Source organism: Streptococcus oralis (genome assembly GCF_003942875.1).
GTDB classification, from domain to species: Bacteria; Bacillota; Bacilli; order Lactobacillales; family Streptococcaceae; genus Streptococcus; species Streptococcus oralis_BX.
Genome location: NZ_RMVK01000003.1, coordinates 37,141 through 53,446, shown reverse-complemented (window position 1 = coordinate 53,446; position 16,306 = coordinate 37,141). Strand labels below are relative to the sequence as shown.

The 16,306-nt window shown below is 40.3% G+C and carries 20 protein-coding genes, 1 tRNA gene, 1 pseudogene and 2 other annotated features (1 of these 24 cut by a window edge); of the genes and pseudogenes, 9 read left to right on the top strand and 13 right to left on the bottom strand.

Annotation, left to right across the window (positions count from 1 at the left end):
- Positions 1-86 precede the first annotated feature (86 nt).
- Positions 87-159, top strand: a tRNA-Lys gene (locus tag D8844_RS03890).
- Positions 160-293: 134 nt separating this feature from the next.
- Here the strand turns inward: D8844_RS03890 and D8844_RS03885 are convergent.
- Positions 294-1,775 carry an AcpB/EbpR/MafR family transcriptional regulator gene (locus D8844_RS03885; protein ID WP_125422056.1) on the bottom strand — a complete coding sequence of 494 codons (1,482 nt, stop codon included), beginning with the start codon at positions 1,773-1,775 and terminating at the stop codon, positions 294-296.
- A 296-nt stretch (positions 1,776-2,071) separates the two neighbouring features.
- On the opposite strand from D8844_RS03885, the gene D8844_RS03880 reads away from it, so the two are divergent.
- The 5 genes from D8844_RS03880 (at position 2,072) to D8844_RS03860 (ending at position 3,994) form a co-directional block, all read left to right on the top strand.
- Positions 2,072-2,308 (top strand): GlsB/YeaQ/YmgE family stress response membrane protein, encoded by a 237-nt coding sequence (locus tag D8844_RS03880; protein ID WP_000964741.1) that lies wholly within the window; start codon positions 2,072-2,074, stop codon positions 2,306-2,308.
- Between the two features lie 99 nt (positions 2,309-2,407).
- The gene (amaP, locus tag D8844_RS03875) at positions 2,408-2,971 is read left to right on the top strand and encodes an alkaline shock response membrane anchor protein AmaP (RefSeq protein ID WP_000045613.1); all 564 of its coding nucleotides are present in this window, start codon (positions 2,408-2,410) and stop codon (positions 2,969-2,971) included.
- Between the two features lie 11 nt (positions 2,972-2,982).
- Positions 2,983-3,153, top strand: a complete 171-nt coding sequence (locus D8844_RS03870; protein WP_125422053.1) for a DUF2273 domain-containing protein — start codon at positions 2,983-2,985, stop codon at positions 3,151-3,153.
- Between the two features lie 11 nt (positions 3,154-3,164).
- Complete coding sequence (locus tag D8844_RS03865; RefSeq protein ID WP_125422050.1) at positions 3,165-3,749, top strand: Asp23/Gls24 family envelope stress response protein; 585 nt, start codon at positions 3,165-3,167, stop codon at positions 3,747-3,749.
- A gap of 41 nt (positions 3,750-3,790) precedes the next feature.
- The gene (locus tag D8844_RS03860) at positions 3,791-3,994 is read left to right on the top strand and encodes a CsbD family protein (protein ID WP_000102421.1); all 204 of its coding nucleotides are present in this window, start codon (positions 3,791-3,793) and stop codon (positions 3,992-3,994) included.
- A 216-nt stretch (positions 3,995-4,210) separates the two neighbouring features.
- Here the strand turns inward: D8844_RS03860 and D8844_RS03855 are convergent, their stop codons facing one another.
- The 3 genes from D8844_RS03855 to D8844_RS03845 all read right to left on the bottom strand — a co-directional run bounded on the left by D8844_RS03855 (position 4,211) and on the right by D8844_RS03845 (position 5,885).
- Positions 4,211-4,732, bottom strand: a complete 522-nt coding sequence (locus tag D8844_RS03855; RefSeq protein WP_185757661.1) for a hypothetical protein — start codon at positions 4,730-4,732, stop codon at positions 4,211-4,213.
- A 69-nt stretch (positions 4,733-4,801) separates the two neighbouring features.
- Positions 4,802-5,326: a thiol-disulfide isomerase gene (locus D8844_RS03850; RefSeq protein ID WP_125422047.1), complete on the bottom strand. Its 525-nt coding sequence runs from the start codon at positions 5,324-5,326 to the stop codon at positions 4,802-4,804.
- A 103-nt stretch (positions 5,327-5,429) separates the two neighbouring features.
- Complete coding sequence (locus D8844_RS03845) at positions 5,430-5,885, bottom strand: GNAT family N-acetyltransferase (protein WP_049519700.1); 456 nt, start codon at positions 5,883-5,885, stop codon at positions 5,430-5,432.
- A 69-nt stretch (positions 5,886-5,954) separates the two neighbouring features.
- Here D8844_RS03845 and D8844_RS03840 point away from each other — a divergent pair, with 69 nt between their 5' ends.
- Complete coding sequence (locus D8844_RS03840; RefSeq protein WP_125422044.1) at positions 5,955-6,617, top strand: prepilin peptidase; 663 nt, start codon at positions 5,955-5,957, stop codon at positions 6,615-6,617.
- On the opposite strand, the gene D8844_RS03835 is transcribed toward D8844_RS03840, so the two are convergent.
- On the bottom strand, positions 6,606-7,061 hold the full coding sequence (locus D8844_RS03835) for an effector binding domain-containing protein (protein ID WP_000682684.1): 456 nt from the start codon (positions 7,059-7,061) through the stop codon (positions 6,606-6,608). The two genes, D8844_RS03840 and D8844_RS03835, sit on opposite strands and share 12 nt — an antisense overlap.
- 78 nt (positions 7,062-7,139) lie before the next feature.
- Between D8844_RS03835 and D8844_RS03830 the strand changes: the two genes are divergently transcribed.
- Together D8844_RS03830 and D8844_RS10595 are read left to right on the top strand one after the other, a co-directional pair.
- Positions 7,140-8,039 carry a helix-turn-helix transcriptional regulator gene (locus D8844_RS03830; protein WP_084881659.1) on the top strand — a complete coding sequence of 300 codons (900 nt, stop codon included), beginning with the start codon at positions 7,140-7,142 and terminating at the stop codon, positions 8,037-8,039.
- Between the two features lie 31 nt (positions 8,040-8,070).
- A pseudogene (locus D8844_RS10595) lies at positions 8,071-8,157 on the top strand (prepilin peptidase); the annotation flags it as partial.
- Here the strand turns inward: D8844_RS10595 and trpA are convergent.
- From trpA to trpB (D8844_RS03790), 8 genes are all read right to left on the bottom strand, one after another.
- A complete protein-coding gene (gene trpA / locus D8844_RS03825) occupies positions 8,129-8,905 on the bottom strand; it encodes a tryptophan synthase subunit alpha (protein WP_125422041.1) in 777 nt (258 codons plus the stop codon). The pseudogene D8844_RS10595 and the gene trpA sit on opposite strands and share 29 nt — an antisense overlap.
- On the bottom strand, positions 8,898-10,121 hold the full coding sequence (trpB, locus tag D8844_RS03820; RefSeq protein WP_125422038.1) for a tryptophan synthase subunit beta: 1,224 nt from the start codon (positions 10,119-10,121) through the stop codon (positions 8,898-8,900). Before trpB (D8844_RS03820) ends, trpA begins: the two co-directional genes overlap by 8 nt.
- Positions 10,099-10,698: a phosphoribosylanthranilate isomerase gene (locus D8844_RS03815; protein ID WP_125422036.1), complete on the bottom strand. Its 600-nt coding sequence runs from the start codon at positions 10,696-10,698 to the stop codon at positions 10,099-10,101. The genes trpB (D8844_RS03820) and D8844_RS03815 overlap by 23 nt, the downstream gene beginning before the upstream one ends.
- The gene (gene trpC, locus D8844_RS03810; RefSeq protein ID WP_049519692.1) at positions 10,685-11,452 is read right to left on the bottom strand and encodes an indole-3-glycerol phosphate synthase TrpC; all 768 of its coding nucleotides are present in this window, start codon (positions 11,450-11,452) and stop codon (positions 10,685-10,687) included. Before trpC ends, D8844_RS03815 begins: the two co-directional genes overlap by 14 nt.
- On the bottom strand, positions 11,449-12,453 hold the full coding sequence (trpD, locus tag D8844_RS03805; protein WP_125422033.1) for an anthranilate phosphoribosyltransferase: 1,005 nt from the start codon (positions 12,451-12,453) through the stop codon (positions 11,449-11,451). The genes trpC and trpD overlap by 4 nt, the downstream gene beginning before the upstream one ends.
- A gap of 10 nt (positions 12,454-12,463) precedes the next feature.
- Positions 12,464-13,030: an aminodeoxychorismate/anthranilate synthase component II gene (locus tag D8844_RS03800; protein WP_125422030.1), complete on the bottom strand. Its 567-nt coding sequence runs from the start codon at positions 13,028-13,030 to the stop codon at positions 12,464-12,466.
- Positions 13,027-14,388 (bottom strand): anthranilate synthase component I, encoded by a 1,362-nt coding sequence (trpE, locus tag D8844_RS03795; RefSeq protein ID WP_125422027.1) that lies wholly within the window; start codon positions 14,386-14,388, stop codon positions 13,027-13,029. Before trpE ends, D8844_RS03800 begins: the two co-directional genes overlap by 4 nt.
- Positions 14,389-14,692: 304 nt before the next feature.
- Positions 14,693-14,918 (bottom strand) — a binding site (T-box leader).
- Complete coding sequence (trpB, locus tag D8844_RS03790; RefSeq protein WP_125422024.1) at positions 14,915-16,093, bottom strand: tryptophan synthase subunit beta; 1,179 nt, start codon at positions 16,091-16,093, stop codon at positions 14,915-14,917. It overlaps the preceding feature by 4 nt.
- 162 nt (positions 16,094-16,255) lie before the next feature.
- Positions 16,256-16,306: a binding site (T-box leader), on the bottom strand; it runs 175 nt beyond the window's last position.

The window sequence follows — 16,306 nt, the reverse complement described above, 5'->3', positions numbered from 1 at the left end:
TTCAGTTAGAGCGAGTTGCCCACCTGCTTAATTGCGCGGGTTCAATACAAACCGTGAAGTTTCGGCACCAATACAGCTTTTTCTTTGCCTCCTTAGCTCAGTTGGTAGAGCAGTAGACTCTTAATCTATGGGTCGCAGGTTCGAGCCCTGCAGGGGGCATCTAGATACAACAGGAAAAGCCTTGGTTTCAAGGCTTTTTTGTTTAAGTTCTTAGGATATTCTGAGTCTAGTATAGAGGAAATTCTTTTCTTATAAAACAAAAAACGCTACATAGCGTTTTTTGTTATTCTTAGTTACTCGTCTAATCGAATAAACATCATTGCGTTAAGCAAAGAGATGAGAGCGACTGTATTGACATTATTAGAATAAATCAATCTCTTATTTTCAATAGGAGGAATAATAAAATTAGAAATAATGATGTCGTATGGTGATTCTTTTAGAGACTCAAGTGATAACTCTAATTCACTCCAAACTTCCAGTTCAAAATTGTTGCTGCAATAGTAAGAAAGTGTCTCAGCTATTGATTTTGCATGATACTGATCAAAATTACTCATAACCAAAACCTTTAATTTAGGTTGGTTTTGTAAAAGATTTAGCACTAAGTGTTTGCTATGGGTGATAAACGTATAGGTCAAATGATTGACCTTCATTGAACTACGATCCATATCCAAAGCCTCTAGATAGTGTTCAATCCCTTCCTTCACCTCTGAAACGAATCGAGGGAAAATATTTTGAAAGTTCTTGATTGTATTGCCTTTTTGATCAAATAAGATAAACTCTGTTGATAATTCCTGGCGATGCAGATGTGTCGTATTGTGCAGATGCCAAATCAGATTGTCTTTATTGTCTACTTGAAGATTATACTCTCTTGATACCTGATCTACTAGATCTCCCAATAACTGATACGATTTTTTTACATAGCTGTCTGTTTTTGCATAGTTCAAGAATACTTCTTCATCTATGAAAAACATTTTTTGAAAATAGGATACAAACAGTTGACCGATCACTTCTTTATTCAGAGAGATCTGATATTCAGAGTCAAAGCTCGCTACAATCTCGTCAATTCCTTCTGCCTGCATGAAAGATTCCAACAATTGGGTGTTAAAAGAATTTTTCTCAACTTCTAAGAAATGATCAAACTTTATTCGATATAAATTTGTTACGAGGAGTAACTTTAACATTCGTTGAGTTGCGAAATTGACTGGAAATGCAGTTTCTTTATAGACCAGTGCCAACAGCTTACACAAGGGTTCTACCGAAAAATCTTCAAAAGGCCATTCAAGGAAATAATATTTCTCTGAAAAATACTGGGCAAAAAAGTAACGGATATCAATCTCATTTCCAGTGATTCGAACTGGATTGAGGCTAACTTCAAAACGATATTGTTTCTTAATAATTTTATTAATGTGACTGATGATACGGTAAAGAGAGGAAGAACTGATATAAAACTCTTTGCAAATACTATCAGTATCACATCCTTCATTAAAGAAGATAAATTCTAAAATTGAAAAGTGGGTTGAATGCTTAAAAAAATGATGATAGACCATCTCAATATCACTATCATCAGTGTTAATGATACGGATGCCGTTTGTTGAGGAATGAAATATCAGGTCAGGAAAAGAAGATCTGACTTGGGACAAGTCATCTTTTACAGAACGTTCTGTACAGTGCAATAATTCTGCTAGTTCTGAAATATGAAACCAGCGTTTGTTTTCAAATAGTAATTCTAATAATTCTAATTGTCTGTGACTTTTTTTCGATAATAAATCTCTCATGTATAACTTTTCTTTCTTTATAATAAACTAATTGATTGTCTTTCAATCTTCATGCAATTATACCACATAGAGTGTATTTATCCTCTTACAACGACTTTTGCTTGCTATGAAAAGACTCGCTTCATCACCTAGAAACTCATTAGAATCAAGCTTTTCTTATTTATCTGTATCTAGAGTACATGTTTACAGTACGGTTTTTAAGACGAACTATTATGCTTCCAAGTTGAGATAGTATATAATTAGTTCAATCAAAGATGTTGATTCTTTGATTTAGAAATAGAAAAGGAGGATACACTATGTTGTGGTCCATTATTGTAGGAGGTCTTATTGGTCTCATCGCAGGTGCAATCACTAAAAAAGGTGGTTCAATGGGATTGATTGCAAATATCTTTGCAGGTCTTATCGGTTCATCTGTAGGGCAATCACTTCTAGGAAGCTGGGGGCCTTCATTGGCTGGAATGGCTATTATTCCGTCAATCGTAGGTGCAGTGATTGTTGTTGCAGTCGTTTCATTTCTATTTGGTAAAAAATAAGCATTACCTAATAAGAAATTCAAAGTGATAAGCCATAATTTTGAATACTGTAGACGGGTAAAATTATGGTTTAAAGCTTTTCAATTGAAAGGATTTAATATGTCAAAATCAAAGAAAATATTGTTACTTATTTTCTGTATTTTAATCTTGGCTATTTTCCTTCCTATTCTCATAGATTATCATCAGGTCAGTGATTTAGATATCCACTTATTCAGTTGGAGAGAACTCTACGCTGAATTTCTGATTGCTAGATATGTCTTTTGGGGGACACTTGTCCTATCTGTTTTAGTGTTAATTTCAATGCTAGTAATACTCTTCTATCCTAAACAGTATTTAGAGATTCAATTAGAGACTCAAGAAGATACATTAAAACTAAAAAATTCAGCTATCGAAGGCTTTGTTCGATGTTTGGTCATTGATCATCAGTTGATCAAAGAACCAACAGTCCATGTAAATAGCCGCAAAAATAAATGTTTCGTTTATGTTGAGGGCAAAATTCTTCCTTCAGACAACATCTCAAAACGATGTCTTGTCATTCAGAATGAAATAACTCATGGATTAAAGCAGTTCTTTGGTATTGAACGTGAGGTAAAACTTGAAGTTAAAGTGAAAGAATTTGAACCTCCAAAAACGACCAAAAAGACTGTTAGTCGTGTAAAGTAAGGAAGTAAAAAATGGAATGGTTTAAAAAATATCAGTATCCAATTATTGCAGGTCTAGTAAGTGTCATTCTCGCTTGCTTTATCTTATCCTTTGGCTTTTTCAAAACACTATTTGTGTTAATCTGTGGAGGTTTAGGAGCATTTGCTGGATACTATGTTAAGGAAAAATATTTAAATAAATAAAGGAGTCTCGTATGTCAAACGTAGATAAAAATGTAGATAAAAAAGATGTTGCTGTTGTTTCTCAAAATGTCAAAGGGGAACTCACTTATGAAGACAAAGTAATCCAAAAAATCATTGGTCTTTCGCTTGAAAAAGTACCTGGACTTTTGGATGTGGATGGAGGATTCTTCTCTAATCTAACAGAAAAAATTATCAATACAGATAATGTCACTCATGGTGTCAATGTTGAAGTTGGGAAAGAGCAAGTTGCAGTTGACTTGAACATTGTTGTTGAATACCAAAAGAATGTCCCTGCTTTGTACAAAGAAATCAAAGATGTTGTCGTATCACAAGTTACAAAAATGACGGATCTAGAAGTTGTTGAAGTCAATGTGAATGTTGTTGATATCAAAACGAAGGAACAGCATGAAGCAGATTCAGTTAGCCTTCAAGATCGAGTAACTGACGTGGCTTCTTCAACAGGAGAATTTGCTTCAGAACAATTTGAAAAAGTGAAATCTGGTATCGGTTCAGGTGTTGCTGCTGTTCAAGAAAAAGTAGGCGAAGGTGTTGAAGCCGTTAAAGGCGAAACAAAGGAAAATGCTCGCGTACACTAATTCATCTAATCAAAATCAATCAATTTAAAGGAGGCAGAATCATGTCAACAGAAGAAAAATTAAACCAAGCAAAAGGTTCCATTAAAGAAGGTGTCGGCAAAATGATCGGCGATGAAAAAATGGAAAAAGAAGGAACAGCTGAAAAAGTTGTTTCTAAAGTAAAAGAAGTTGCTGAAGATGCAAAAGACGCTGTCGAAGGCGCTATTGAAGGTGTTAAAAACATGCTTCACAAAGACGAAAAATAAGGCTAAACGTTAATTGACCTTTTCATTATAGTAGTCAAAAAGAGGACCGTAAATGTCCTCTTTTTTGTAGATCGGATTCTAAACACGCTTCCCATTTTTCGTTAAAAGAGATTCTTAACAGGAAAAGCCTTGGAATCAAGGCTTTTTTGTTTACTTAAAATAATATCTCCCTTTTAAAGAAAGAACATTTAAAAGCTTACACACTACTAGACGTGCTTACTTATCCACCACCTGAGCTTCAAATTGGGCTGGTTGGTTGTCTACATTGGTAATGGTTATCGTGTAGGGCTTGTTATTGGTGGCATCAAACACTTTTTCACCTTGGTAACTCACAACAACTCCATCTTTTTCTAAATAAATATCTGCTTGATTGTTTGGAAGTTCTTCATCCTCCTCATCGAAACCATGGCTTTTTGTAATTTTTTGTCCCTCTACTTCATAGTAAACATCACCATTACTCTCACTCCAAACACTAGAGCCAGTTAATTTAATTTTACTTGAATCGTTTTTCTTCAAGATGAAGATTGAATAGTATTCCAAATCTTGTGTTCTGGGATTTACTCTTAAGTTGACGGATTGACCTGGTTGAAGAGTGTATTTGCCATAGTTCAAAACGGAAAAGACAAACCAGACTAGCAGCAAACTATACAAGACTCCTATAATCATTCGTGAGCGCCTACTTTTAAACAAACGTAAAAGTAACACAAAAGAGACAATAAAGATCAATTCTGTAAACATTTTGTCCCTCCTTTCTCATCATCCTTGACATTCTGAACAGAGTCTCGCATCCATTTCTCACTAGTAACATCAACCATACAAAGTCTGATACATCTTGTCTAGAAAAGCTTTCAACTCTTTTTGAACAACCTTTAATAGGCGTTCTTCTTCTGCTTGAGAGATGTTCACATCTTCTTTTTTTTGATTACTAATATGAGAATAGTAACTACGTTTTAGGGTTAAATGATTATCTAAAATATAGTAGGCATCTATTTTTTCCTCATTTACCATTGTTTGAAATAAAACCGAGACTTCATCCTTTCTAGGATTCGACATTTTCAAATCAATGTCTCCTTTTATCCCTATGGAGTCAATTCCTCCATCCAAGCGGATAGCACCGTCGGGAGGAACAATATAGCCAGCTTTTCGCATGTCAGACGCATATTTTCCTGACGCCGTTAAATGTTTTAAGACGGCTATAGTGTCCTTTTCTTCAAAGGAGGTCTTTAATTGGAACCGTTCTTGGTGGCTTTGATACTGAAAATAAAGAGTGATACCAACAACTAAGGCAAGTACAGAAGCGAGCAAGATTCGTATTTTTCTAGGTCTCGACATTTTTATCTCCTCTATCTAAGAAATCATAGAAGTCTTGTTTCTAACTTTGAAAGAGAACTTCCTTTTCCTTAAAAATCCTTGGGACTCTAGCCCCACCTGACTGTTATCTGCCCTTTTTCATGATGTATTTTCGTATAGGTACTTCAACCATTTGAACGGTTTCAAATCCTTCTTTTTGGTAAAGCTTGTAAGCTGTTTGATTTGCCTCGTAGACATTTAGAGAAATAGTGTCTATGTCTTCATTTTCAAAGGCCAAACTAACAAATTTCCTTAAAGCCTGGCTACCTAAGCCCTGCCCCTGTTTCTGGGGATTGATAAAAAATCTCCCGATATGAAGATTCCTGTCTTCTAGCCTGATTTTCTGGATAAGCCCCACAAACTCTTGTCCATCAAAGATTGAAAAGATTCCTTTCAAATCTTGCAAGATTTGAATTGTTAAGGGAAAAGGAATCATTGTTCCCATCCATTGTTCTTGAAAGGATTTGCCAAGGGAGTTGGACCATTGGCATACGAGCTGAGCATTTTCTATGCTCACATTTTCTTCAAAACGAATTGTCATCTTGACCTCACCATCTTATCAATGTTTCTTTATTATACTACTTCTTCTATTTTTTACGAATAGATAAGTATGATTGATCTTTATTTTTTTCTTGTCGGGAGCATTCTCGCTTCTTTCTTGGGTTTGGTCATTGACCGTTTTCCTGAGCAATCCATTATCCGACCAGCTAGTCACTGCGATTCCTGTCAGACTCGCTTGCGTCCCTTAGATTTGATTCCTATCCTCTCTCAGCTCTTCAATCGCTTTCGCTGTCGCTACTGCAAGGCTCGCTATCCATTCTGGTATTCCCTTTTTGAATTGGGCTTGGGGTTACTTTTTCTAGCTTGGTCTTGGGGATGGATTTCCTTGGGTCAAATCATCCTCATCACTGCTGGCCTGACCTTAGGAATCTATGACTTTCGCCATCAGGAATATCCCTTGCTGGTCTGGATGACTTTCCACCTAATCCTCATGGCTTTCTGTGGTTGGAATCTAGTCATGGTCTTCTTCATTATCCTTGGAATCATGGCTCATTTTATCGATATTCGCATGGGTGCAGGGGATTTTCTCTTTCTGGCTTCTTGTGCGCTTGTCTTTAGTGTGACAGAATTACTCATCTTGATCCAGTTTGCTTCTGCGACAGGGATTTTAGTCTTTCTCCTGCAAAAGAAAAAGGAACGACTTCCTTTCGTGCCTTTCCTCTTACTTGCTGCAACTATAATAATTTTCTATCAGTTCTTATTAGTTTGTTGAATTGGGAACCCAAAGCTCAACTTCTGCATCCATGGGATTACCGTTTAAAAGTATTTCTAAGATAATTCCATCATTGTAAAGCGAACTATATTCTCCCTCAAAAAAGTTATCCTCCAATTTATCAAACAAGAGTCTTGATTTATCACCACTGGCTGAGCTTACTAAATAATCTTTCTCTGGGACAAGAATGCTTTCGTAACCTGCCACAGCATTATTTGCCGCAACTCCTGCGTAGTATTGTATACCATCTTTATGAGGAACTATCAAAGCATAGCCTCTTTTATCTAGAGAATGGGGCATCAATTTTCCTAGCATTCCTTCTTTAAATAACTGAGTATAGAATGCCGTTTTCTCTTTAGAATAGTGATGTTCATGAACTGTAGTTCCTTCTATCAAAATACTCTTGCCAACTAAGGTAAACGATGGTTTAGTTTGATGTTTCATTATATGAACTCCTTTCTTTATGGTATAATCATAACAAAAGTAATATGACAACTATCTGTCATATTTAAGGAGAAAATTATGAAAATCGACCGTCAAATGGGAATCATTTCTCATTTAGTAAATCAACGAAAAACAACAGCTAAAGAACTATCAGAACTTTTTAAAGTCAGTACCCGAACTATTATGAGAGATATTGATGATTTATCTCTTGCAGGCATTCCTCTCTATGTAATGAAAGGAAAAAACGGAGGAATTTTTCTTATGGAAGACTTTCAAACTGATAAACCTCCCTTGACTCAATCCGAACGACTTTCAATCGAATCTGGTTTAAAAAGCCGTTATCAAGTATTGGAAGATACCTCTACTTTCAATGCTATATTGAAATTAAATGCTACCAATACATACTCTGATTTCGAAATTGATTTGTCTCTATCTCAAGGGAACTTGGAAATCCGAACTTTGATTTTTAAGTTATTGGAAGCTATCAGAGGTAGAGTAAAAATAAAATTTTCCTATATTAATTCACAAGGACTGGTGAGTCAAAAAAATTGTGAGCCTTACCGTATTGTCTATAAGGACCGGAGTTGGTATATGGATGCCTACGAAACTGATAAAGCGCGTTTTTCTGTTTTTAAAGTTGCTAGAATTAGTAAACTTACTCTCTCCGATACTTTTTCAAAAAGACATTTTACACCACTTCCCTATGATGGTGGTGCTTGGATGAATGAAAACAAAGTACCTGTCATCCTGCATGTCCAGAAAATTGTTCTTGATCGATTTGTCGAACTCTTAGGCTATAATGCCATAAAACCTATTAATAGCGATATTTACGAGATTACTTATCCGTTAAACGACAATGATTGGGGATACAATACCTTGCTTGCTTTTGGAAAATACATCACTGTTATATCTCCTAAGCATTTCCTGAAACATTTCACCAACTATATAGATACCATTCATAAGCAATACCCAAACTAATAATCAACTGTCATTCATGAACGTATACCCTCAAAAGAAAAAGGAAAGACTTCCTTTCGTGCCTTTCCTCTTACTTGCTGCTTGTGTGATTATTTTTGGTAAGCTACTGCTTGTTTGATAAAGTCCTCAATCGGCTCTCCTTGGTGGAGAGCTTTTACAATTTTCGAACCGACGATGACGCCATCTGACACCGCATTGAAGCGTTCTACATCAGCCTGGCTAGACACACCAAAACCTGTCAAGACTGGGATGTCAGCTACTCGATGCAATTGCGCCAAGTGCTTGTCCAAGTCTGCACGGTAATTGCCTGATTTCCCTGTTACCCCATTGATGGCAACAGCATAGACGAAGCCTTCAGCTCCCTTGATCAACTCTTTTTGACGGTCGAGTCCTGTCGTCAAACTAACTAGGGGAATCAAGGCGATGTCCGTGTCTGCCAAAAAGGGCTCCACAAAGTTGGCATGCTCATGAGGCAGATCTGGAATGATCAAGCCCTTAACTGCTGTATCTGCCAGGTCTTTGACAAATTTCTCCACACCGTACTGAAAGAGGGGGTTGAAGTAGGTCATGATGACAAGTGGGATTTCTGTCTGAATGGTTTTCAAAGTTTCAACCAAAGCCTGGGTAGAAGTCCCATGAGCTAGACTGCGCAAGCCTGCTTCTTCGATTACAGGTCCATCTGCAACAGGGTCTGAAAAGGGAATACCCACTTCAATGGCTGAAACACCCAAATCTTCTAAAAAGTGGATTGTTTCACCGAGACCCTCCAAGCCTTTCTCGTGGTCCCCAGCCATGATATAGGGAACGAAAATTCCTTTTCCTGCTGCTTTGGTAGCATTCAATTTTTCTGTTAGTGTCTTAGGCATGAGCTTCTCCCTTCTTTGCTGCATCTGCTTCCAAGCGGTCTTTGACTTGAACTACATCCTTGTCCCCACGACCGGATAAGCAGACAATCATTGACTTGTCTGGACCAAGTTCTTTGGCCAATTTCACTGCAAAAGCGATGGCGTGGCTAGATTCCAAGGCTGGGATAATTCCTTCCACACGAGACAAGAGTTGGAATCCTTCCAAGGCTTCTTCGTCAGTCACAGGAACATAGCTGGCACGTTTGATATCGTGGTAGTGAGAGTGTTCTGGACCGATACCAGGATAGTCCAAACCTGCTGAAATAGAAAAGGCTTCTAAGATTTGTCCATGTGCATCTTGGAGCACATCCATAAGCGAACCGTGGAGAACACCCGGACGACCCTTGGTCAAGGTCGCTGCGTGGTGCTCTGTATCCACACCAAGCCCTGCTGCTTCAGCCCCATACATTGCTACTGACTCATCTTCTACAAATGGATGGAAGAGACCGATAGCATTAGAACCACCACCAACACAAGCTACTAGGGCATCTGGCAAATCTTGACCTGTCAAGTCACGGTACTGTTGTTTAGCCTCTCGACCGATAACACTTTGGAAGTCACGAACAATTTCTGGGAATGGATGAGGCCCCAAGGCAGAACCAAGGATATAGTGGGTATCATCGATATTTGCCACCCATGAACGAAGGGCTGCATTGACCGCATCCTTAAGCACGCGCGAACCATCTGTCACGGCCTCAACCTTAGCTCCCAAAAGCTCCATACGGAAGACATTGAGGGCTTGGCGTTTGACATCTTCTTCACCCATGTAGATGGTACATTCCATGTTAAAGAGGGCCGCAGCTGTTGCAGTTGCCACACCATGCTGACCAGCACCTGTTTCAGCGATAATTTTATTTTTACCCATACGTTTAGCCAGAAGAACTTGTCCCAAGGCATTGTTAATCTTGTGGGCCCCTGTATGGTTGAGATCTTCCCGTTTGAGATAAATCTTGGCTCCGCCGATATGCTGGGTCAAGTTTTTTGCGTAGTAAAGGGGAGTTTCACGTCCTACATACTGGCGTAAGAGCTGGTTTAATTCCTCTTGGAAACTTGGGTCCGCCTGACTTTCACGATAAGCTTTTTCCAACTCCAAAACTGCTGTCATCAATGTTTCTGGGACAAAACGTCCACCGAATTTTCCGTAAAATCCATCTTTATTTGGTTCTTGATATGCCATGCTTTACCCTCTCTATAAATCTTCTAATCTTTTCCTGATCTTTTTGTCCATCTGTCTCCACTCCGCTCGATACATCTACTGCATAGGGAGTAAAGTGTTGAATTGCTTTTGCTACATTATCCTCATTAAGTCCACCTGCAATGAAAAATGGCTGGGCTAGTCCAGACGTATCCAGTTGACCCCAGTCAAAGGTCTGACCACTCCCTGCCACAGGCGCATCAAAGAGTAGATAGTCTGCCCGAGAATGAGGCACATGACCATTTCCATCCACCTGCACAGCCTGAATGCTGGCACAAGGCAGATCCTCAAACAAATCATCTGCTACCTGACCATGAAGTTGAACCAAGTCCAAACCAACTTTTTCAATCGCTTCTAGCAGTTCTGCCCGACTTGGTGAAACAAATACGCCAACTTTTTTTACATAGGAAGGAATGAGCTTTGCCAGCTCAGCAGCCTCTTCCAAGGTCACCTGCCTTTTACTAGGTGCAAAGACAAAACCGATGTAGTCTGCCCCTGCTGACACAGCTGTCTCTACCGCTTCTTTGGTCGATAATCCACAAATTTTAACCTTTGTCAATCTGCAACTCCTTGATTCTTTGAGCTACATCTTCTGCCTGCATGAGAGCTGTGCCCACCAAAACTCCGTTAAAGTATGGTGCTACACGTTCCGCATCTTGCCCTGTGAAAATGGCAGATTCAGAAATGTAATAGCGACCTTCCTCAAAATGCTGGGCCAAGTCTACACTGGTCTGCAAGTCGACCTCAAAGGTTGTCAGATTGCGGTTATTGACTCCGATAATCTGAGCACCAAGTCTGTGAGCAACTTCCAGTTCAGCAATATTATGAGTTTCCACCAAGACTTCAAGACCAAGCTCTGTCGCATAGTCATAAAGTTCCTTGAGGCGTTCTTCGGACAAGGCTGCCACGATGAGCAAGATGGCTGTTGCGCCAGCATTACGAGCACGGATAATTTGCTTTTCGTCGATGATAAAGTCCTTGTTGAGCGTTGGAATGTTTACCTGACTAGAAATCTCACGAAGATAATCCAAATGACCCTTGAAGAAAACTTCATCTGTTAAAATCGAAATCATCACTGCTCCATTTGCTTCATAAGTCTGGGCCTGTTGCACAATATCCACATCGAGATTGATATCTCCCAGACTAGGGCTAGCCTTCTTGACCTCAGCGATTACCTGTAAACGGTCCTGGTGATTCTTCAAAAATTCTGCCAAGCGATAAGTCTGGCGCAAGGGCTGGATTTCCTCCAGCTCCATTTGCTCGACCTCACGCGCCTTCTGCTCCAAAATTCGTGCTAAAAATTCCTGACTCATTTTTGATACTCCTGTAACAGTCTGAGTTTTTCAAGTGCCTTGCCACTAGCAATCACTTGACGGGCCAAGGCAACCCCCTCCTTGATGCTAGCTACCTTACCATTAGCATAGAAACCAAGACCAGCATTTAAAACTGTCGTTTCCAAGAATGGACTTGGTTCGTTTTTAAGAACGCTGAGCAAAATTTCTGCATTTTCCTGAGCATTTCCTCCTCGAATGTCTTCGATAGCGTAGCGTTCCATCCCCAAATCCTCTGGAGTGAAGCTGGACAAGGTGATTTCGCCATTTTCAAGAAGAGCAATATTGGTTGTTCCGTTCAAGCCAGCTTCATCCAGCCCTTCTGGTCCAGCAACCACGATGGCACGTTTGCGACCCATATTTTTCAAAACCTGAGCGGTACTTTCTAGCAGTTCTGGACGACTAATGCCAAGAAGCTGTGTTTCCAAGGCCATTGGGTGAATCAGTGGACCAGTCAAGTTCATGATTGTTGGAATTCCTAGTTCCAAACGAGCTGGCATGATGTATTTCATAGCTGGGTGCATATTTTTAGCAAAGAGAAAGACGATTCCAGTTTTATCAAAGACCTTACCTAGTTCAGCTGGTTTGAGGTCAAGATTAATGCCCAAGGCTTGAAGGACATCTGCAGAACCCGATTTAGAAGAAATCGAGCGGTTACCGTGTTTTGCCATATGAACACCGCCACCAGCCAAGACAAAGGCTGCAGTTGTCGAAATATTAAAGCTGAAGGACTTGTCTCCACCTGTACCACAGTTGTCCATTGCATCATGTATTTCAGTTGGAATATGTTGGGCATGGCCTCTCATGACTTGTGCAATGGCTGTGCGTTCTTCCGGTGTTTCCCCCTTCATCTTAAGGGCCAAGAGAAGAGAAGCAATCTGCGCCTCTGTTACACGCCCAGTTACGATACGCTCGATGACATCCGTCATTTCCACACCTGATAAATGTTCAAATTTTGCTAATTTTTCAATAATCTCTTTCATCCTAGTTTCCTCACTTTACAACCTTTTCGATAAAATTCCGAATAGAAGACAAGCCATCTGGCGTTCCGATACTCTCTGGATGGTACTGGAAGCCATAAATCGGCAGGCTTTTGTGTTGAATTCCCATAATGGCTTGGTCATCAGTCGAACGAGCTGTCACTTCAAAGTCTTCTGGCATTTCTTCAATCAAAATACTATGGTAACGCATGACTGGACGACCATCCTCAATACCTTGATAGAGAACAGATGGCACTTCAAAGCTGATATGGCTCTGTTTCCCATGCATGACTTTTGGAGCCAAACCTAGCTTGCCACCAAAGACTTCTGCGATAGCTTGGTGGCCCAAACAAATCCCTAAAATAGGCTTCTTCCCAGCAAAATCACGAATCATGTCTTCCATCTTTCCGGCATCAATTGGCCAACCAGGACCCGGAGAAAAGACTAGACCATCTGCTTTTTCAGCTTCTTCATACAGCTTGGGATCATCATTTCTCAAAACCTGCACTTCTGCGAAATTCCCAATGTACTGCGCCAAGTTATAAGTAAAAGAATCATAGTTATCAATCAATAAAATCATGGTCTTAGTTCTCCAATTCTAGTCATAGATTTAGCCTTGTTAATGGTTTCTTGGTATTCGTTTTGAGCAATAGAGTCATAGACAATCCCTGCCCCAGCCTGCACATAAGCTGTTTGATTTTTGAGAATCATGGTTCGAATAGTGATAGCGAAGTCCATATCACCCGTCGCAGACAAGTAGCCGATTGCTCCTGCGTATACGCCTCGTTTTTCTGTTTCCAGTTCATAGATACGTCTCATTGCTCGAATTTTTGGTGCTCCTGAAACTGTTCCAGCTGGAAGTGTAGCTTTCAAGGCATCCATGGCAGTGAGGTCTGGAAGCAAACGTCCTTTCACCACGCTGGTCAAATGCATGACATAGCGGAAAAGCTCCACTTCCATATACTTGGTGACTTGGACACTGGCCGTTTCAGAGATGCGGCCGATATCATTGCGCCCCAAGTCTACCAACATCCGATGTTCTGCTGTTTCCTTCTCATCAGAAAGCAGGTCTGTCGCCAAGGCCTTGTCCTCTTCATCCGTAGCTCCTCTTGGTCGCGTACCTGCAATCGGATTGGTTGTCACAATGCCATTTTTGACAGAAACCAAACTTTCAGGACTGGCACCGATGATTTGATAATCCCCAAAATCATAGAAATAGAGGTAATTAGATGGATTGGTCACGCGGAGATTTCTGTAGAAGTCAAATGGATTTCCAGTAACTTCTGCTGAGAAACGCTGACTGAGCACGCATTGGAACATATCACCATTACGAATCAAGTCGCGAGCTGTTTCTACCATTTGCTCAAACTTCTGAGGAGCGATATGGGGTTTGAAGTCCAGCGGAGATAGATCCAAGTCTTCAAATTCATTTGAAGCAGGGATGCGTAACTCCTCCAGCACTTGATTCAAGGCTTTTTCCAAATCTTCTTGACTGCGATCGCTATAAAGAGCATCCTCAATGACATGGATTTTTTCCTTCTTGTGGTCAAAGACCATATAGCTCTCATAGACAAAGAAATGCATGTCTGGCGTCCCAATGGTATCCTCAGGGATTTGACCGATTTCTTCATAAAGCGAAATCATATCGTAACCAACAAAGCCAATGGCTCCCCCACCAAAAGGGAGATCTGAATGGTGTTGGCTCTTATGAGTCACTTCATAAAGGAAATTCAAAGGATCCCGATCAATCACTTGCCCATTTTGATAAAGGACTCCATTTTCAAACTTAATCTCAAAAACTGGATTATAGGCCAGGATAGAAAAACGAGCGGTTTCCTTGTCTCTCGGAATACTTTCTAGGATCACCTTGTGTTGCCCTTTTAAGCGCATATAAGCCAAGATTGGTGATAAGACATCTCCATGAATGATTCGTTCCATTGTAATTTCCCTTTCAGTTTCTTATTTTTAATTTTTTGTCTTTTTTCTATTTCCCTTAAATAGTGCGGACGGGAGCAACTTTCTCCGAAATTTCATCCCTAATTTTTGAGCCTTAGGTCTCAAAAATTCCGTTCTAGAGAAGCAAAGATGCTTCTCTAGAATACCACTATGGCGGGAAATAGCGGTTTAATGCTCACTTCGTTCGCAAATATTTTATAGAAATTTATTTAGTGATAAAGCATAATTTAAAACTGATAGCCATATCTACGATAAATATATAAAAATCCCCACGCAAAATAACTTGCGTGAGGACGAAATTCGCGGTGCCACCTCAATTATAGGATTTCTCCTATCTCTCATTCCTGTCTCAGAACTTTCCTATAACAGGCTGTGCGATAAAGGGCACTCCCTTGAGAATTATGTTTTCTTCTCTCGTTTCAGATGGACCCAACCTTACAGCTTTCTCTGCTTGTTTCCAGCAACCACAAGCTCTCTGTGAGAGAAAGGACTGTAATTTTTCCATCTCTTATTTTTTATCTTCTAGGTAGTCTGCAATCGCAGCTACGTCCTTGTCTCCACGACCAGAGACATTGATGATGATAATCTCATCTTTACTTAGTTTCGGTGCACGTTTAACCGCTTCTGCGATGGCATGCGAACTTTCGATTGCTGGGATAATCCCTTCAGTCTTGCTGAGAAGGAGCAAGGCTTGAACAGCTTCTTCATCTGTTGCTGCTACGTATTCTACGCGGCCAGAATCTTTGAAGTAGGCGTGTTCTGGACCAACCCCTGGATAGTCCAAACCAGCTGAGATAGAGTAAACTGGCGCTAGCTCTCCGTCTTCCTTAAAGACTGCATAGGTCTTCATACCATCGACAATTCCGACACTACCCTTTGTCATAGTGGCTGCATGCTTGTCTGTATCCAGTCCGTGACCGGCAGCTTCTACTCCTACCAATTTGACTTCTTCATCAGTCACATACTGTGAAAAAGCTCCAATGGCATTCGAACCACCACCCACACAAGCAATGACGTAGTCTGGTAAACGGCCTTCTTTTTCCAAGATTTGACGGCGAGATTCTTCACTGATGACCTTTTGGAATTCATGAACAATGGTAGGATAAGGATGAGGGCCTACAGCAGATCCCAAAACGTAGAAGGCTTCAAGGTCATTCATCCATGCTCCAAAGGCTGCATCGACCGCATCCTTGAGAGTTCGTGTCCCCGTTTCAACTGCGTGAACGGTCGCTCCCATCATCTCCATACGGAAAACATTGAGACGTTGACGCTCCACATCTTCTGCCCCCATGTAGACATCACAGGCCATACCAAACTTGGCTGCAGCAGCTGCTGTCGCAACACCGTGCTGACCAGCTCCTGTTTCTGCAATCACTCTTTTTTTGCCCATACGTTTGGCAAGAAGAATTTGTCCTAAAACATTGTTGAGCTTGTGAGAACCAAGGTGATTAAGGTCTTCGCGCTTGAGATAAATCTTAGCTCCACCTAGGTGGTCTGTCAAACTTTCCGCAAAATAAAGCGGTGTTTCGCGACCAGAATAATCCTTCAAGTAATGGCGAAATTCTGCCAAAAATTCTGGATCATCCTTGTATTTGTCAAATGTCACTTCCAACTCATCCAACAGAGTCTGAATCGGCTCCGGTACAAAACTACCACCAAATTGTCCAAAATAACCTTTAGTTGTCATAAAATTTTTCCTCTTTCCATATTAATCCGGCCGTTTTGTTTGCTTTTAGTAGTAGGCAAGGAGCTGCAGATAGAACTCAAATTCATCAAAGCGACTTAACGCCCTAATAAAAGATAAACAAAATGACCGAAAGAAAAAAGCCCACACACAGATTGGATTCTGTGTGAGGGCGTTGGTAACGCGGTGCCACCTCAATTATAAAGGGACTATTCC

Bases quoted from the DNA above. Each gene is read 5' to 3' on its own strand.
- trpB (WP_125422024.1), bottom strand. From the start codon at position 16,093: ATGACAACTAAAGGTTATTTTGGACAATTTGGTGGTAGTTTTGTACCG.
- trpA (WP_125422041.1), bottom strand. From the start codon at position 8,905: ATGCCTAAGACACTAACAGAAAAATTGAATGCTACCAAAGCAGCAGGA.
- D8844_RS03865 (WP_125422050.1), top strand. From the start codon at position 3,165: ATGTCAAACGTAGATAAAAATGTAGATAAAAAAGATGTTGCTGTTGTT.
- D8844_RS03845 (WP_049519700.1), bottom strand. From the start codon at position 5,885: ATGACAATTCGTTTTGAAGAAAATGTGAGCATAGAAAATGCTCAGCTC.
- D8844_RS03840 (WP_125422044.1), top strand. From the start codon at position 5,955: ATGATTGATCTTTATTTTTTTCTTGTCGGGAGCATTCTCGCTTCTTTC.
- D8844_RS03850 (WP_125422047.1), bottom strand. From the start codon at position 5,326: ATGTCGAGACCTAGAAAAATACGAATCTTGCTCGCTTCTGTACTTGCC.
- D8844_RS03835 (WP_000682684.1), bottom strand. From the start codon at position 7,061: ATGAAACATCAAACTAAACCATCGTTTACCTTAGTTGGCAAGAGTATT.
- D8844_RS03880 (WP_000964741.1), top strand. From the start codon at position 2,072: ATGTTGTGGTCCATTATTGTAGGAGGTCTTATTGGTCTCATCGCAGGT.
- D8844_RS03885 (WP_125422056.1), bottom strand. From the start codon at position 1,775: ATGAGAGATTTATTATCGAAAAAAAGTCACAGACAATTAGAATTATTA.
- trpE (WP_125422027.1), bottom strand. From the start codon at position 14,388: ATGGAACGAATCATTCATGGAGATGTCTTATCACCAATCTTGGCTTAT.
- D8844_RS03870 (WP_125422053.1), top strand. From the start codon at position 2,983: ATGGAATGGTTTAAAAAATATCAGTATCCAATTATTGCAGGTCTAGTA.
- trpC (WP_049519692.1), bottom strand. From the start codon at position 11,452: ATGAGTCAGGAATTTTTAGCACGAATTTTGGAGCAGAAGGCGCGTGAG.
- D8844_RS03800 (WP_125422030.1), bottom strand. From the start codon at position 13,030: ATGATTTTATTGATTGATAACTATGATTCTTTTACTTATAACTTGGCG.
- D8844_RS03855 (WP_185757661.1), bottom strand. From the start codon at position 4,732: ATGTTTACAGAATTGATCTTTATTGTCTCTTTTGTGTTACTTTTACGT.
- amaP (WP_000045613.1), top strand. From the start codon at position 2,408: ATGTCAAAATCAAAGAAAATATTGTTACTTATTTTCTGTATTTTAATC.
- trpD (WP_125422033.1), bottom strand. From the start codon at position 12,453: ATGAAAGAGATTATTGAAAAATTAGCAAAATTTGAACATTTATCAGGT.
- trpB (WP_125422038.1), bottom strand. From the start codon at position 10,121: ATGGCATATCAAGAACCAAATAAAGATGGATTTTACGGAAAATTCGGT.
- D8844_RS03860 (WP_000102421.1), top strand. From the start codon at position 3,791: ATGTCAACAGAAGAAAAATTAAACCAAGCAAAAGGTTCCATTAAAGAA.
- D8844_RS03830 (WP_084881659.1), top strand. From the start codon at position 7,140: ATGAAAATCGACCGTCAAATGGGAATCATTTCTCATTTAGTAAATCAA.